The organism is Stenotrophomonas sp. YJH_SMC_110 (assembly GCF_059369255.1).
Genome location: NZ_JCAFSM010000001.1, coordinates 605,067 through 618,304, shown reverse-complemented (window position 1 = coordinate 618,304; position 13,238 = coordinate 605,067). Strand labels below are relative to the sequence as shown.

Sequence of the window (13,238 nt, the reverse complement as noted above, 5' to 3'; positions counted from 1 at the left end):
CACTCCCCGCCCAGGGATCATCGCACCGTCATTCGATGAAGGCCTTCGCCGCGCCGTACTCCCACTGCCATGGCACGCCGGTATCACCCAGCACGAACGCCACCAGTGCCGGGAAGGTGGCCTCGGCCCGTACATCGTTGCCCAGGATCACCACGCAGCGTTTGTGCCGCTCGATGCACACCAGGGTGTTGCCGACCGCATCGTCGTGGCCGCCCTTGTAGAAGCCTGCACCCTGGGGGCCACGGAAGGTCACCACGCCCAGGCCCGCGGCCAGATCCCGGTGCTGCTGCGCAACGGGCAGCTCCGGCTGCAGCGTTGGGAACTGGCTGGCGGTGGTGATCGGCAGCTGCGGCCGCACCAGTTCCCTGCGCATTGCCGCAGACAGCCCATCGCCGCGCACATAACCGGCGGCGAAGTGGGCCATGTCGGTGATGGTGGTATCCATCGATCCTGCCGCCCGCACACGGCTGCGTTGATCGTGCGGCTCTGTATTGCCTTCGACGGTCCAGCCATCGGCCAGGTTGCCGGCGAAATCCGCGCGCCACGACATGCTGGTGCGCGCCATGCCGAAGCGATCGAACACGCGCTGCTGCATCAACGCACCCACATCCTCGCCCAGTCGCCCACGTTCGATCACGAACTGCAGCAGGATCAGGCCCTCGCCGGAATAGCCGTAGCGGCTGCCGGGCTCGAAGTGGAACTTCAACCGGCCATCCGGTTCGAGAAAGCCGAAGTTGGCAAAGCCGCTGGCGTGATTCAGCAGCTTTCGGGGCGTGAGCCGGCGCCAGCGTGCATCACTCGCCAGCACGCTGTAGTCGGCGTACTTTTTCGGTTCGGGCGGGTAGTCTGGCAGCGGCACGTCCAGAGCTGTGGCGATGCTGGCATCCAGATCGATCACCCCGTCCTGCGCCAGCTGTGCGACCAGGTGGCCGAAGGCCATCTTGGTGAGCGATGCGGCATACATCACGGTGTCGGTGCGCAGCGGCTCGCCTGCGGCGTTGCGTTCACCGTAGGCGGCCACATGCACCACCTTGCCGTCATCGATCACCGCCAGCGCCATCCCGCGCGCATGGGCCGCCTGCATCAGCCGCCGTGCTTCGGCATCGATGCGAGTGGGCGAGGGCACGGGTGGCGGCGCGGCCAGTACCGCCAGCGGGAGCAGCGTCAGCAACATCAGGGTGGCACGGCACATGCGTGGAACTCCTGGTGGGGCGCACGGTGATGCTACGCCGGGCTGCCGCTGGCGTCATCGCCAGATGTCAGCCGGCCTGCGGCCGGCGCAGGCAGATCCGCGCCGCGCCGGCACCGATGTCCACCTGGCCGCCGCGCATTGCATCGGCACCGAGGATCAGCGCCGGCCGGCCCTCCAGGCCGATCGCCTTGAACACCGGCAGTTCGCTGATGCGGACCTCCATCGACGGGTGCTGCCAGCCGCCGCCGGTCATGCCGGGCAGGGTGTACAGCCAGGTTGCCTGCTTGCCGCCGCCCAGGCCTTCGGTGCCCTTTTCACGCACCCGCACCCGCGCGTCGCTGCCGTCGGTGCGCAGCCCCAGTGCGCGGGCGGCTTCGGCGTTGAGGACGGTCTGTGCGGCACCGGTGTCGACCACGGCGATGGCGTCCACCGCAGGCGCGCCCAGTGCAAGCGTGATGAAGCCGAACTGGCGCAGGCCGCCAGTGCGGCCGGGCAGCGCATTGGGCTGGCAACCCGGTCCTTCCAGGTTCAATCCGCCGGGTGTCCACAGCGCCAGTTGATTGCGGCCGAAGTCCCAACGGGTGTCCCAGCGCCCGGTCAGATCGTTGCCGATCAAGCCGTCGATGGCTGGATCATCATCCTTCGGCAACGATGACAGATCGACGTTCATGGCTTGGGCCTGCAGCTGCCAGCTGCCCAGCTGCCAGGACGTGCTGCGCATGCGCTGCAACCGCGCCGAAGCTGCACTCGCCCCTTGCGCCTGTGATACCTCTGCATCCGCATCCTCCAGGCCATAGCGCCGCACGACGCGGGCATCGACCAGCGTTGCCCCCGCGGCACTGTCGACCACGAAGCGCAGCGGTTCGGCGCGCCCGTCCAGCGAGACGGCCACCGCCGGATGACCGCCCTGCATCCACATCGGCAGGATGTGCGCGGCGGCGTTGGAGGCGAGCGCAGGCAAGGGAGCGGCGAACAGGGGCAACAGGAAGAGGCGCAAGGGAAGACTCCGCAGTGATCGTGGGTGACCATTGGCGCACGGCGGCGTATCGCCGGAATATCGGCGTTGATACCGTCCTGATACACAGGTGCTGGATACTGTCCGAATGAGTACTCCCATCCGTGTCATCGTCGTCGACGACGATGCCAGCATCCGCGACGCCATCGCCGACCACCTGCTGCTGCACGGCTACCAGGTACGCCTGGCGGCGGATGCGGCGGCACTGGACGTGCTGCTGCAGGCCGAACGACCGGACCTGATCATCCTCGACTGGATGATGCCCGGTGAGGATGGGCTGTCGGTCTGCCGCAGGCTGCAGGCGAGGGCGATCCCGATCCTGATGCTGTCGGCGATGGGGGCTGCACCGGACCGCGTGATCGGCCTGGAGATGGGCGCGGACGACTACCTGGCCAAACCCTTTGATCCGCGTGAACTGCTGGCGCGGGTACGCGCACTGCTGCGCCGTCAGGACAAGCTGCGCACGCAGGTGGCCAGCGAACTGCGGTTTGATGGCTGGCGATTGCTGCCCGACCAGCGTCGCCTGTTCGCACCGGACGGTGCCGAGCTGGTGCTGAGTCGTGGCGAGTTTTCCCTGTTGCTGGCGCTGGCCGAACGTCCCGGGCGGGTGCTGGGGCGTGAGCAGCTGCTGCAGTTGAGTCGCGGAGAAGCCAGTGACAGCGTGGACCGTGCCATTGACCTCGCGATCAGCCGCCTGCGCCGCAAGCTCGGGCAGGCCGCGTCCGGGGCAGAAGCCCTCGTGCAGACACTGCGCGGGGAAGGGTATCGCTTCGACGCTGAGGTACAGGTGCTGTGAGCAGCCGGTGGTCGACCACTCGCTGGATCGCGATGCTGGCGCTGGCCAGCCTGCTGCTGGCAACCCTGGCCAGCGTTGCAGTGGTGGGTTGGATGCCCCGGCCCGCGCCGCCACCGATGCGGCTGGACCATGCGATGCAGGTACTGCGTGGGGAACAGGCGCCGGCGTCACTGGGATTGCGCAGGGCGACGCAGGACGCGCCCCCCCAAGGTAGCGCCAGCGACTGGCTCGCGCAGCTGGCGGCCGCGCAGATGGGCATGCCGGCCGAGGATGTACGCCTGGCATGGACGGGGCAGGGCAGGGCGCCCGATGTGCAGGTCATCGAGGGTGGCGCGGTACTGGACGCCTCCGGTCGTGCTGGCGTGCTGAAATCACAGGCCGCGCTGCTGACCGCGATGCAGTGGCCGCCGTTTGAACTGGGGATGCGCCAGGCCGACGGCCGCTGGCGGGTGGTCGGCAGCGACCATAGTGACCTGGCGGCCTGGCGCCGCCAGGTGATGCTCGCCCTGTTGGGCGGTGCGATCCTGCTGGCGCCGTTGGCGGCGTGGGCGTCGATCCGGTTGGGGCGCCCGCTGCGGCGCCTGGCCGAAGCGAGCGCACGCGTCGACCTGCAGGCCGAGTCGCCATTGCCCGACGATGGCCCACGCGAAGTGCAGATGCTGGCCGCCGCGATCAGCACCGGTCGCGAACGCCTGCGGGTCCAGGCACAGGACATGACCCATATGCTGGCGGCAGTGGCGCATGACCTGCGCACGCCCCTGACCGGCCTGCGCCTGCGCGCCGAGTTCGCTCCCGCACCACAGGCCGCCCGGATGGTGGCGGACATCGAACGCATGGACGCGATGATCGAGCAGGTGCTGGACTATGCACGCGGCGAGCTGCAGCCCTTGCAGATGCGCTCGCTGGATCTGGCTGCCCTGCTGCAGGAATGCCTGCAAGGGGCGCTGCTGCGCGGGGTCGACATTTCGCTTCAGTGCCCGGATACGCTGCCGTGGCATGGCGATGCGCTGCTGCTCCGGCGCGCGGTCGACAATCTCATCGACAACGCCGAGCGTTACGCGGGCGCCGTGGAGCTGCATGTCGCCGTGTGGGGACATGGGGTGCAGCTGGATGTGATGGATCGCGGGCCGGGCATCGCCGAAGCTGATCGTGTCCGCCTGCTGCAACCGTTCCAGCGCAGCGAAAGCTCGCGCAGTCGCGCTACCGGTGGGACCGGGCTGGGACTGGCCATGGCCGCCAACGTGGCCAGGCGTCACGCAGGCGAACTGCAGCTGCTGCACCGCGAGGGCGGCGGGCTGATCGCGCGCCTGCTGCTGGGAAAGCTCCCCTGATATCGGCTGTGATTTACAGGTAGCGGCTATCCGGTGATATGATTAGGCGCCTAACCATATCGTGTTCGTGAGATGATCGAAGCCAAGCATCAGGCCCTGCTGGAGGAATCGCAGCGACGCGGCCACGCCAACATCGCGCAACTGCGCCTGTGCTTCCAGCTGCTCTCGTTGTCCTCGTCGATCGATCGCGACTGCGCCGCGCGGCTGGCACCGCATGGGCTCAGCGAGGGCCGCTTCATCGTGCTGTTCCTGCTGCACGGGGCCGGTGGCACGCTGCCGCCGCACCTGCTGGCCGAGCGTGCCGGCGTGACCCGTGCCACCATCAGCGGCCTGCTCGATGGCCTGCAGCGTGAAGGCCTGCTGCAGCGTCGCAGCGATGACGGGGATGGCCGCCGTCTGCAGATCGTATTGACCGCACCGGGAAAGCGCTTGGCCGAGTCGTTGTTCGAGCAGCACACGCAATGGATCAGCGGCCTGTTCGACGGCCTGGATGCGGGTGAACAGCAGCAGCTGTCGCAGCTGCTGCACAAGGTCTGGCAGCACACGGACGGTGGGCGGGAATCGGCAGCATGAGCACGCCCGTTCCTGCGCAAAGGCTGCATGCACTCAACAGTGGCAGCGCTGCTGCCACCCATCTGGCCGAATGCCTGGCCGTGGATTTCACCGCGCTGCTGCAGGTGGTGGCGCCTGCCCTTGAGCCGGAATCGCTGCAATGCATGCGCGACGCCTCAGGCAAGGGCATCACCCAGCGCATGGCGCTGGCGGCGCGGTTGCTGCACGAAGCCGGACAGGGGGAGCCTGCGCGCTGGCAGGCGCATACGTCAGACACGGTGCGTGGCTGGGCCTGCTACCTGATCGGCGGCGACGCCGACGCGACGCTGCCGGCCAAGCTGCAGGCGATGCGGCCACTGGCTGACGACCCGCACTTCGGCGTGCGCGAATGGGCGTGGCTGGCGCTGCGTGCCGACATTGTTGCCGCACCACTGCAGGCGCTGGAGTACCTGCAACCATGGACGCAGGAAGGATCGCCGTACCTGCGCCGCTTCGCCTGCGAAGCGCTGCGCCCGCGCGGCGTGTGGGCCACACATGTCGCGCTGTTCAAGCGGCAGCCGGAACTTGCAGAGGCGATGCTGGAGGCACTCGCCGACGACCCGGAGCGCTATGTGCAGGACTCGGTCGGCAACTGGCTCAATGATGCCGGCAAGACACAGCCGCAGTGGGTGCGTGCGCTGTGCGCGCGCTGGCAACAGCAGCACCCTGGTGATGCCAATGCCTACATCCGCAAACGCGCCATGCGCTCGCTCCGGTAGTGCCGGCCGCTGGCCGGCAACCCCCCAAACCTTCAAGGAAGAAGCAGCATGTCGCACACCTTCATCGAGCTCTACACCGCCACCCCCGCCTGGACCACGCTCCAGCCCGAGCAGCGGAATGCCTTCTTCGCCCGTATCGGTGCAGGCATGCAGCAGTTCGATCCAGTCCGCATCACACTGCTGGCGATGGGCCGCATTGCCAGGGGCGTACAGCACGGCAGCGATGAGCAGTTCTATGCGGTCTGGCGCTGTGCAAGCCGCGCGGACGCCGATGCGCTGGTGGCCGGCATTGCCGCCACCGGTTGGCATCAGTACTTCGCCACCATCAACGCCGTCGGCGCAGACGATGGGATGGGGCAGCACCTTGCCGACCTGGCCGCCTTGTAGCAGCGTCTCCGGACGCGCATGGCACATGCGCCTGTCACCCGGACGCGGTAAACAGGACATTGCCCATGTCCATCCGCAGGGAAGTTGATCATGCAGAGCACGCTCCAGGTCACGCTGTTCGGCCCGCTTGGCGACAGCCCGGCATTGCAGTTGCCGGGGCGGGAAGGGCCGTCGGTGGCCATCCCGGAGGCGGCCCTGCGGCGGTTGGTTTCCGACCTCTACACCACCCGTTCCCTGCTCAATCCCGAGCAGCTGGACGAGGCCAGGCAGGAGCTGGACCGCGTGCTGGAGCGCTGGGCCGACATCCACGAAGGCCTGTTGCTGGACGTGGAAGTGCATGGCAAATGAGCAGCTTTGCGTGGCTGCTGCCGCGTGGGCAGCGCCGGCGCGCGCCTCGCTGAACCGCACCCGCGGTTGCGGATGAAACATTTTGCACTGCGCAAAAGCTGTGCTATCAATACACCCCATGAACGCAGCCGCCACCCGCTTTTACTGGTATTACTTTCCGAAGCCACTGGCGGAGGAAGGACTGCGCTCACCCTGAAGAAAGCTTCAGACGCATTCCCGAAAGCCGCCAGCGAACCTGGCGGCTTTTTTCATGCCGCCACGCTGGGGACCCCAACGTTCCGGAGATCTCCTGCAATGCCCCCGCACACCGACGACCTGCGCATCCGCACCATCGAACCGCTGACACCGCCTGCCCAGCTGCTGGCGATGCTGCCCTGTGACGATGAAGCCTCCGACACCGTCAGCGCCTCGCGCGCGGCCCTGCACCAGATCCTGCACGGCCGTGACGACCGCCTGGCAGTGGTGGTGGGCCCGTGCTCGATCCACGACCCGAAGGCCGCCATCGAATACGCCCAGCGCCTGAAGCCGCTGCGCGACGCGCTGGCCGGCGAACTGGAAATCGTCATGCGCGTGTACTTCGAGAAGCCGCGCACCACGGTGGGCTGGAAGGGCCTGATCAACGACCCGGACCTGGACGGCAGCTTCAGGATCGACAAGGGCCTGCGCATTGCCCGCGGCCTGCTGCGCGACATCAACAAGCTCGGCCTGCCGGCCGGTGTCGAATTCCTCGATGTGATCTCGCCGCAGTACATCGCCGACCTGGTGGCGTGGGGCGCGATCGGCGCGCGTACGACCGAAAGCCAGGTGCATCGTGAGCTTGCCTCGGGGCTGTCGTGCCCGGTCGGCTTCAAGAACGGCACCGATGGCAACGTCAAGATCGCCGCTGACGCGGTGGGTGCGGCGTCCAATCCGCATCACTTCCTGTCGGTCACCAAGCAGGGCGGCACCGCCATCGTGTCGACCACCGGCAATCCGGATTGCCATGTGATCCTGCGTGGCGGCAAGCAGCCGAACTACGACGCCGGCAGCGTCGCCGACGCCTGCCAGGTGCTGGCCAAGGCCAAGCTGCCGACGCGCCTGATGATCGACGCCAGCCACGCCAACAGCCTGAAAAACCCCGAGAACCAGCCGAAGGTGATCGAGGACATTGCTGTTCAGCTGGAAGACGGCGAACAGCGTATCGTTGGCGTGATGATCGAGAGCCATCTGGTCGGTGGCCGCCAGGAACTGGTGGACGGCCAGCCGCTGGTTTACGGGCAGAGCATCACCGATGGCTGCATCGACTGGGACACCACCGTGACGGTGCTGGAGCGTCTGGCTGCGGCCGTGCGCGCCCGTCGCGACGTGAAGGTGTCCGAAGCAGCCTGATCGAAGCCGCCTGAGTGCGGCACGTGTGTGGATGGCGGCCAGCGCCTGCGGGGGTGCGGCCGCGATCAGGGCCGGTCGGAGTTGGAGGCCGGCCCATCTGCACCGGCGATGCGCCTGGCGCTGCGCATGAGCGACAGCGCCAGGTACATCGCCGGGGTGGTGATACCGCTTCCTGTAGCGTCGAGCCATGCCCGACCTGCGCGCGAAGCGCGTTGGTTTCCTGCAAAGAGCAGTCGAGCATGGCTCGACTTTACGAAGAGGCTCAATGCACTTCGTCGTGGTACACGAACTTCGGCATTTCCCAGCGGTAGTGGATCGCCAGCAGGCGCAACGCGAAGCCGCCGCCGAGGCAGCACAGGATCGCGGTGGCATCGGCCACGCCCCAGTGCAGCAGCAACAGATAGGCCGCGCCGGTCAGCAGCGCGATGATCGCGTACAGCTCCTTCTGGAAGATGAGTGGCACCTCGTTGCAGAGGATGTCGCGCAGCACCCCGCCGAACGCGCCGGTCAGCATGCCGGCGATCAGCACGATCGGCATTGCATGGCCGGCTTCGCGCGCGATCGAGCAGCCGATCAGGGTGAAGGCGATCAGGCCCAGGCCATCGAGCACCAGGAAGGTGCGGCGGAAGTGGTGCATCCAGCGCGCCACCCAGGTGGCGATCAGCGCCGCGCATACGGTGAAGCCCAGGTACTCGGGATGCTTCACCCAGCCCAGCGGATAGTGGCCGAGCAGGATGTCGCGCAGCGAGCCGCCACCGAGGGCGGTGACGCAGGCGATCATGACCACGCCGAACAGGTCCATGCGGCGGCGGCCGGCGGACAGTGCGCCGGTCATGGCTTCGGCGGAAATGGCGATCAGGTAGATGATGGACAGCAGCATGGGACAGGCTCCGGGCGCGGTGGGGCCGGCCATGCGCGACCGCCGCCACTGCCTGCGCAATGACGGGATGACGATGACCGGTGCCGCTCCCGCTGTCCTTTTGCCTGAGAGTTCAGCGGCATGGGCCGCGTGCCCCTTCGGCGGATCGTCCCGGGCATGCCCGGTGACCTCTCTCCAGCTCGGCGAGTCGAATGCATGGTTGGTGGGATTCCAGCCCACCGGCCTGAGCGATCATGGGAGCCTGCGCCTTCGGCGGGCGCCAGCGCGGCGCCTCTCTCCTGCATTCGGGTGCCAGTATATCCGCTGCAGTGCAGCACGGCATAATCCAGGCATGGCCCCGTCCGTCCGCCCGTGGTTCCTGTACCTGCTCGAATGCCGCGATGGCAGCTATTACGCCGGCATCAGCACCGATGTGGAGGCGCGTTTCGCCGCCCACCAGGCCGGCAAGGGCGCGCGCTACACCCGGGCCCGGCCGCCGCTGCGCGTGCTGGCCGTGCGCGAATACCCGGACCGGGCCGCGGCCTCGCGGGCCGAGTGGCAACTCAAGCAGCAGCCCCGCGAACGCAAGCTGGCCTGGCTGCAGACGCTTCTGTAGAGCCGAGCCCATGCTCGGCTGCTGCTGGCATGGCCGAGCACGGGCTCGGCTCTACAGTAGATCCACGCCCTGCGTGGATGGGCTACCCGGTCCATGCGATGATCGCCCCGCGCCCAGAGCTGGAGACCCGGATGTCCACGATCGCCCTGCTGTTCGCTCTCTCCGCAGCAACGAGCCCTGCCGCCGACGCCGCCACGATCGCGGCCATCGAAGGCACCTGCCACGACTACGTCGATGGCCAGCTGGAGGCCGACCCGCAGCGCGTCGCCCGTTCCCTGCATCCGGACCTGGCCAAGCGCGCTGTGCTCGGCGATACACCCGACGAGCGCCTGGGCCTGCGCCGGATGTCGAAGGAAGAGCTGGTCTCGTTGACGAAACAGGGTGCGCTGAAGACCCCGAAGGATCAATGGGATCGCCGCTGCACGGTGCTGGACGTGACCGGCAACGCGGCCTCGGTGCGGCTGGAAACCCCGTGGTTCGTCGACTACTTCCACATGGGGCGTTTCGACCAGCGCTGGGTCATCGTCAACGCACTGTGGTACCCGAAACCGAAGGCGCACTGAGCGATGCGTGCCGCCGGCAACGCATGGATCTCCGTCGTCGTGCTGGTCGCCGGCATCGCGCTGCTGCCTGGCCTGCTGTATCTGCTCGGGCTGGCATTGGTGGACGGCCGGCCGAAGCCGGCCGACCGCGCGCCCAGTGGCGTGGCTGCGTGCAGCGGTGAGCCACGGGCGGGATACCAGCCAATGAACCCCTGGCGCTTCACCGCCCAGTTCTTCGACAAGGACGGGATGAAGAACAAGGTGCCTGAAGTGGAGCGGGAGGCCTTCTGGATTGCCCGGCGCCACCTGTGGCGGCAACCTCGGCGCGGCATGCTGCGCTGGCATCTCAGCAGCACCGCGTTGGCGATCTGGATCACCCGGCATTGGAGTACCGCGCAGATTGCGGACACCGCGAGGAAGGAGGACTTCTGCCGGAAGTAGATCCACGCCATGCGTGGATGGCGCTCCATGTTTGTTGACGGGGTCAGAGCCCTTTCCCGCGGAAAGGGATCCGACCCCTGTTGCGTGCGGCCTTACCGCCTCGGCCGCCGGTCGTCCTGGTCATCACCGAAGATGATGCGCGCGCTGCGCTGGTAGCTCCAGTACGCGACCGCCCAGTTCAGCAGCACCACGATGCGGTTGCGGAAGCCGATCAGGAAGAACACGTGCGCGGCCAGCCAGAACCACCAGGCCAGCACGCCGGAGAGCTGCAGCCGGCCCAGGTGCACGATCGCGGCCATGCGGCCAATGGTGGCGAGGTTGCCGTAGTCGGCGTACTTGAACGGCCCCGGTGCCGCCTTGCCATGCAGGCGCGCGCGGACCACCTCGGCCACGTACTTGCCCATCTGCTTGGCCGCGGGCGCCACGCCGGGAACCGGCTTGCCGTCGGCCTGGCTCAGTGCGGCCAGGTCGCCGGCCACGAACAGCTCCGGGTGATCGGGCAGGGTCAGGTCCGGCTGCACCTGCACGCGGCCGGCGCGGTCCAGCGGCACGTCCAGCGTGCGCGCCAGTGGTGAAGCGGCCACGCCGGCGGCCCAGACCACGGTGCGGGCCGGCACGAACTGCTCACCGAGCTTGAAGCCCTGGCTGTCGATGTCGCTCACCGGGGTACCGGTCAGCACTTCCACGCCCAGCTTTTCCAGCTGGCGGCGCGCCTTCAGCGAAAGCACTTCCGGGAACGAGGACAGCACGCGCGGCCCAGCCTCGACCAGCCGCACCTTGGCGCTGGCCGGATCGATGTGGCGGAATTCGTTGCGCAGCGTGTGGCGCGCGATCTCGGCCAGCGTGCCGGCCAGTTCGACGCCGGTGGGGCCACCACCGACGATGGCGAAACTCAGCCACGCCGCCTTCCTGGCCGGGTCCGGTTCGGCCTCGGCACGCTCGAACGCCAGCAGCAGCTTGCGGCGCAGTGCAATGGCATCGTCCAGCGTTTTCAGGCCGGGGGCATCATCGGCCCACTGGTCGTTGCCGAAGTAGGCGTGGGTGGCGCCGGTGGCCAGCAGCAGGCTGTCGTAGTCCAGCGTGCTGCCATCGGCCATGCCGATCTGCCGTGCCTGCTTGTCGATGGCGACCACTTCGCCGAGGCGGACTTCCACGTTGCGCTGGTGGCCGAGGATGTGGCGCAGCGGTGCGGCGATATCCGGCGCGGACAGGCCGGCGGTGGCCACCTGGTACAGCAGCGGCTGGAACAGGTGATGGTTGCGGCGGTCGACCAGGGTGATGCGTATGCGCTCGCGGGCCAGGGCACGGGTGGCCCAGAGACCGGCAAAACCGCCGCCGACAACGACCAGGTGGGGAACGCGCTCGCGACTCATCGACTCACTCCAGTGGGGGCATTGGGGGAAGCGCCTGGCATCTTCGCACGGCGGCCACCTGTCACGTCAGCGCCTGGGTGGATCGGCGATACTCGGGTTCAGGCAACCGCCCGCGAGGAATCCATGAGCGAACCGGAAAAGCGCATCGCCCTGTTGATCGATGCCGACAATGCGCCGGCCTCGAAGATCGACGAGGTCCTGGCCGAAGTCGCCCGCTATGGCGTGGCCAACGTGCGCCGTGCCTACGGCAACTGGAAGAGCCCGCGGTTGAAGGGCTGGGAAGCGGTGCTGCACGAATACGCGATCCGCCCGATCCAGCAGTTCGCCTACAGCAAGGGCAAGAATGCGTCGGACATGGCGATGGTGATCGATGCCATGGACCTGCTGTACGCGCGCAACCTTGATGGCTTCGCCATCGTGTCGAGCGATGCCGATTTCACCCCGATGGTGATGCGCCTGCTGACCGACGGCGTGAAGGTGTATGGCTTCGGCGAAAAGAAGACGCCGGAACCGTTCGTCAACGCGTGCTCGAAGTTCACCTACCTGGAAGCGCTGGGCCAGACCCACGCCAGCGTGCCGGATGCCGAGCAGGCATCGAGCGAACAGGCATCGAACGAGCCCGTCGCCAATGATGATGCACGCCCGCGCAAGAGCGGGGCGGAGATGCGCAGCGACACCCGGCTGGTGAAGATGCTGCGCCGCGCGGTGTCCTCGGCCGAGGGCGAGGATGGCTGGTCGCACCTGGGGCCGGTCGGCAGCCAGATCGGCAACCAGGCCTCGTTCGATCCGCGCAACTATGGCTACGGCAAACTCAGCGATCTGCTGGCGGCGATCGGCCTGTTCGAGCTGAAGAAGGACGGCAAGTCGTCCTACGTGCGCGCGCTGCCAAAAAAGAACCGGTAGTGCCGGCCGCCGGCCGACAGCGCGCAGGCGCCCGATCCCGCATCCTGCACGCACATCTCCACTCCAATCAGGCGTATCGTTGCCGCTCGCATTGCCAGCAAGGAAAACCCGCATGTTGAAGATCTGGGGCCGCCGCAATTCCAGCAACGTCCGCAAGGTGCTGTGGTGTGCCGAGGAGATCGGCCTGCCGTACGAATCCATCGAAGTAGGCGGCAGCCATGGCGGCACGCAGACGCCGGAGTACCAGGCGATGAATCCCAACGGCCTGGTGCCGGTGATCGAGGACCACGGCCTGCCGCTGTGGGAATCGAACACCATCGTGCGTTACCTGAGCGCGCGCTATGCGCTGGGCACGCTGTACGCCGAGGACCCGATGGAGCGCGCGCAGGCCGAAAAGTGGATGGACTGGAGCACCTCGCGGATGGCGCCGCTGTACAGCGACCTGGTCTGGGGCATCATGCGCACCGCGCCGGCCGACCGTGACGAAGCGCGCATCAGCGCGGCCATCGTCCGTGCCGGTGACTACCTGGCGATGGCCGATGCCACCCTGGCCACGCAGCCATGGCTGTCGGGCGGGACGTTCGCCATGGGCGACATTCCGCTCGGCTCGCTGGTGTACGCCTGGTATGAACTGCCGATCCAGCGCCCGGACCTGCCGCACCTGGCCGAGTGGTATGCGCGCCTGCGTGAGCGACCGGCCTACCAGCGCGGCGTGATGTCGCCGCTGACGTAAGCGAAGGCGTCCGGGGTCAGAGCC

16 protein-coding genes and 2 riboswitches are annotated in these 13,238 nt (G+C 67.7%); of the genes, 12 read left to right on the top strand and 4 right to left on the bottom strand.

The window, feature by feature from the left end:
- Window positions 1–28: 28 nt before the first annotated feature.
- Together AC5P6H_RS02720 and AC5P6H_RS02715 are read right to left on the bottom strand one after the other, a co-directional pair.
- Entirely contained in the window at window positions 29–1,192 is a 1,164-nt protein-coding gene (locus AC5P6H_RS02720) for a serine hydrolase domain-containing protein (protein ID WP_049439294.1), read from the bottom strand.
- Window positions 1,193–1,259: 67 nt separating this feature from the next.
- Window positions 1,260–2,189 carry a retropepsin-like aspartic protease gene (locus tag AC5P6H_RS02715; RefSeq protein ID WP_046432775.1) on the bottom strand — a complete coding sequence of 310 codons (930 nt, stop codon included), beginning with the start codon at window positions 2,187–2,189 and terminating at the stop codon, window positions 1,260–1,262.
- Between the two features lie 106 nt (window positions 2,190–2,295).
- On the opposite strand from AC5P6H_RS02715, the gene AC5P6H_RS02710 reads away from it, so the two are divergent.
- The 7 genes from AC5P6H_RS02710 (at window position 2,296) to AC5P6H_RS02680 (ending at window position 7,747) form a co-directional block, all read left to right on the top strand.
- Window positions 2,296–3,003, top strand: a complete 708-nt coding sequence (locus AC5P6H_RS02710) for a response regulator transcription factor (protein ID WP_014648590.1) — start codon at window positions 2,296–2,298, stop codon at window positions 3,001–3,003.
- Between the two features lie 32 nt (window positions 3,004–3,035).
- Complete coding sequence (locus AC5P6H_RS02705; protein WP_014648589.1) at window positions 3,036–4,334, top strand: sensor histidine kinase; 1,299 nt, start codon at window positions 3,036–3,038, stop codon at window positions 4,332–4,334.
- 72 nt (window positions 4,335–4,406) lie between these two features.
- The gene (locus tag AC5P6H_RS02700; RefSeq protein ID WP_032958244.1) at window positions 4,407–4,907 is read left to right on the top strand and encodes a MarR family winged helix-turn-helix transcriptional regulator; all 501 of its coding nucleotides are present in this window, start codon (window positions 4,407–4,409) and stop codon (window positions 4,905–4,907) included.
- Window positions 4,904–5,644, top strand: coding sequence for a DNA alkylation repair protein (locus tag AC5P6H_RS02695; protein WP_495202300.1), 741 nt, complete (start codon window positions 4,904–4,906; stop codon window positions 5,642–5,644). The genes AC5P6H_RS02700 and AC5P6H_RS02695 overlap by 4 nt, the downstream gene beginning before the upstream one ends.
- Before the next feature lie 48 nt (window positions 5,645–5,692).
- Window positions 5,693–6,031: a DUF6616 family protein gene (locus tag AC5P6H_RS02690; protein ID WP_046432768.1), complete on the top strand. Its 339-nt coding sequence runs from the start codon at window positions 5,693–5,695 to the stop codon at window positions 6,029–6,031.
- 90 nt (window positions 6,032–6,121) lie between these two features.
- Window positions 6,122–6,379, top strand: a complete 258-nt coding sequence (locus AC5P6H_RS02685; RefSeq protein ID WP_014648585.1) for a hypothetical protein — start codon at window positions 6,122–6,124, stop codon at window positions 6,377–6,379.
- Window positions 6,380–6,673: 294 nt separating this feature from the next.
- Window positions 6,674–7,747, top strand: coding sequence for a 3-deoxy-7-phosphoheptulonate synthase (locus AC5P6H_RS02680; protein WP_495202299.1), 1,074 nt, complete (start codon window positions 6,674–6,676; stop codon window positions 7,745–7,747).
- 262 nt (window positions 7,748–8,009) lie between these two features.
- On the opposite strand, the gene AC5P6H_RS02675 is transcribed toward AC5P6H_RS02680, so the two are convergent.
- Entirely contained in the window at window positions 8,010–8,627 is a 618-nt protein-coding gene (locus AC5P6H_RS02675; protein ID WP_005411215.1) for a trimeric intracellular cation channel family protein, read from the bottom strand.
- Window positions 8,628–8,709: 82 nt separating this feature from the next.
- Window positions 8,710–8,815: riboswitch (glycine riboswitch) on the bottom strand.
- Between the two features lie 13 nt (window positions 8,816–8,828).
- Window positions 8,829–8,918: riboswitch (glycine riboswitch) on the bottom strand.
- Between the two features lie 40 nt (window positions 8,919–8,958).
- Between AC5P6H_RS02675 and AC5P6H_RS02670 the strand changes: the two genes are divergently transcribed.
- From AC5P6H_RS02670 to AC5P6H_RS02660, 3 genes are all read left to right on the top strand, one after another.
- Window positions 8,959–9,222 (top strand): GIY-YIG nuclease family protein, encoded by a 264-nt coding sequence (locus AC5P6H_RS02670; RefSeq protein WP_049439283.1) that lies wholly within the window; start codon window positions 8,959–8,961, stop codon window positions 9,220–9,222.
- A 131-nt stretch (window positions 9,223–9,353) separates the two neighbouring features.
- On the top strand, window positions 9,354–9,785 hold the full coding sequence (locus AC5P6H_RS02665) for a nuclear transport factor 2 family protein (protein ID WP_495202298.1): 432 nt from the start codon (window positions 9,354–9,356) through the stop codon (window positions 9,783–9,785).
- A gap of 3 nt (window positions 9,786–9,788) precedes the next feature.
- Window positions 9,789–10,205 carry a hypothetical protein gene (locus tag AC5P6H_RS02660; RefSeq protein ID WP_049408667.1) on the top strand — a complete coding sequence of 139 codons (417 nt, stop codon included), beginning with the start codon at window positions 9,789–9,791 and terminating at the stop codon, window positions 10,203–10,205.
- Between the two features lie 92 nt (window positions 10,206–10,297).
- On the opposite strand, the gene AC5P6H_RS02655 is transcribed toward AC5P6H_RS02660, so the two are convergent.
- Window positions 10,298–11,578, bottom strand: coding sequence for an NAD(P)/FAD-dependent oxidoreductase (locus AC5P6H_RS02655; RefSeq protein WP_100450677.1), 1,281 nt, complete (start codon window positions 11,576–11,578; stop codon window positions 10,298–10,300).
- A gap of 123 nt (window positions 11,579–11,701) precedes the next feature.
- Between AC5P6H_RS02655 and AC5P6H_RS02650 the strand changes: the two genes are divergently transcribed.
- The gene (locus AC5P6H_RS02650; RefSeq protein WP_014648580.1) at window positions 11,702–12,481 is read left to right on the top strand and encodes an NYN domain-containing protein; all 780 of its coding nucleotides are present in this window, start codon (window positions 11,702–11,704) and stop codon (window positions 12,479–12,481) included.
- A 112-nt stretch (window positions 12,482–12,593) separates the two neighbouring features.
- Window positions 12,594–13,214 carry a glutathione S-transferase family protein gene (locus tag AC5P6H_RS02645; RefSeq protein WP_014648579.1) on the top strand — a complete coding sequence of 207 codons (621 nt, stop codon included), beginning with the start codon at window positions 12,594–12,596 and terminating at the stop codon, window positions 13,212–13,214.
- The last annotated feature ends 24 nt before the right edge of the window (window positions 13,215–13,238 follow it).

What these genes read in the sequence shown, in the direction of transcription:
- AC5P6H_RS02720 (WP_049439294.1), bottom strand. Translation starts at nt 1,192, where the DNA reads ATGTGCCGTGCCACCCTGATGTTGCTGACGCTGCTCCCGCTGGCGGTA.
- AC5P6H_RS02710 (WP_014648590.1), top strand. Translation starts at nt 2,296, where the DNA reads ATGAGTACTCCCATCCGTGTCATCGTCGTCGACGACGATGCCAGCATC.
- AC5P6H_RS02705 (WP_014648589.1), top strand. Translation starts at nt 3,036, where the DNA reads ATGCTGGCGCTGGCCAGCCTGCTGCTGGCAACCCTGGCCAGCGTTGCA.
- AC5P6H_RS02700 (WP_032958244.1), top strand. Translation starts at nt 4,407, where the DNA reads ATGATCGAAGCCAAGCATCAGGCCCTGCTGGAGGAATCGCAGCGACGC.
- AC5P6H_RS02695 (WP_495202300.1), top strand. Translation starts at nt 4,904, where the DNA reads ATGAGCACGCCCGTTCCTGCGCAAAGGCTGCATGCACTCAACAGTGGC.
- AC5P6H_RS02690 (WP_046432768.1), top strand. Translation starts at nt 5,693, where the DNA reads ATGTCGCACACCTTCATCGAGCTCTACACCGCCACCCCCGCCTGGACC.
- AC5P6H_RS02685 (WP_014648585.1), top strand. Translation starts at nt 6,122, where the DNA reads ATGCAGAGCACGCTCCAGGTCACGCTGTTCGGCCCGCTTGGCGACAGC.
- AC5P6H_RS02680 (WP_495202299.1), top strand. Translation starts at nt 6,674, where the DNA reads ATGCCCCCGCACACCGACGACCTGCGCATCCGCACCATCGAACCGCTG.
- AC5P6H_RS02675 (WP_005411215.1), bottom strand. Translation starts at nt 8,627, where the DNA reads ATGCTGCTGTCCATCATCTACCTGATCGCCATTTCCGCCGAAGCCATG.
- AC5P6H_RS02670 (WP_049439283.1), top strand. Translation starts at nt 8,959, where the DNA reads ATGGCCCCGTCCGTCCGCCCGTGGTTCCTGTACCTGCTCGAATGCCGC.
- AC5P6H_RS02665 (WP_495202298.1), top strand. Translation starts at nt 9,354, where the DNA reads ATGTCCACGATCGCCCTGCTGTTCGCTCTCTCCGCAGCAACGAGCCCT.
- AC5P6H_RS02660 (WP_049408667.1), top strand. Translation starts at nt 9,789, where the DNA reads ATGCGTGCCGCCGGCAACGCATGGATCTCCGTCGTCGTGCTGGTCGCC.
- AC5P6H_RS02655 (WP_100450677.1), bottom strand. Translation starts at nt 11,578, where the DNA reads ATGAGTCGCGAGCGCGTTCCCCACCTGGTCGTTGTCGGCGGCGGTTTT.
- AC5P6H_RS02650 (WP_014648580.1), top strand. Translation starts at nt 11,702, where the DNA reads ATGAGCGAACCGGAAAAGCGCATCGCCCTGTTGATCGATGCCGACAAT.
- AC5P6H_RS02645 (WP_014648579.1), top strand. Translation starts at nt 12,594, where the DNA reads ATGTTGAAGATCTGGGGCCGCCGCAATTCCAGCAACGTCCGCAAGGTG.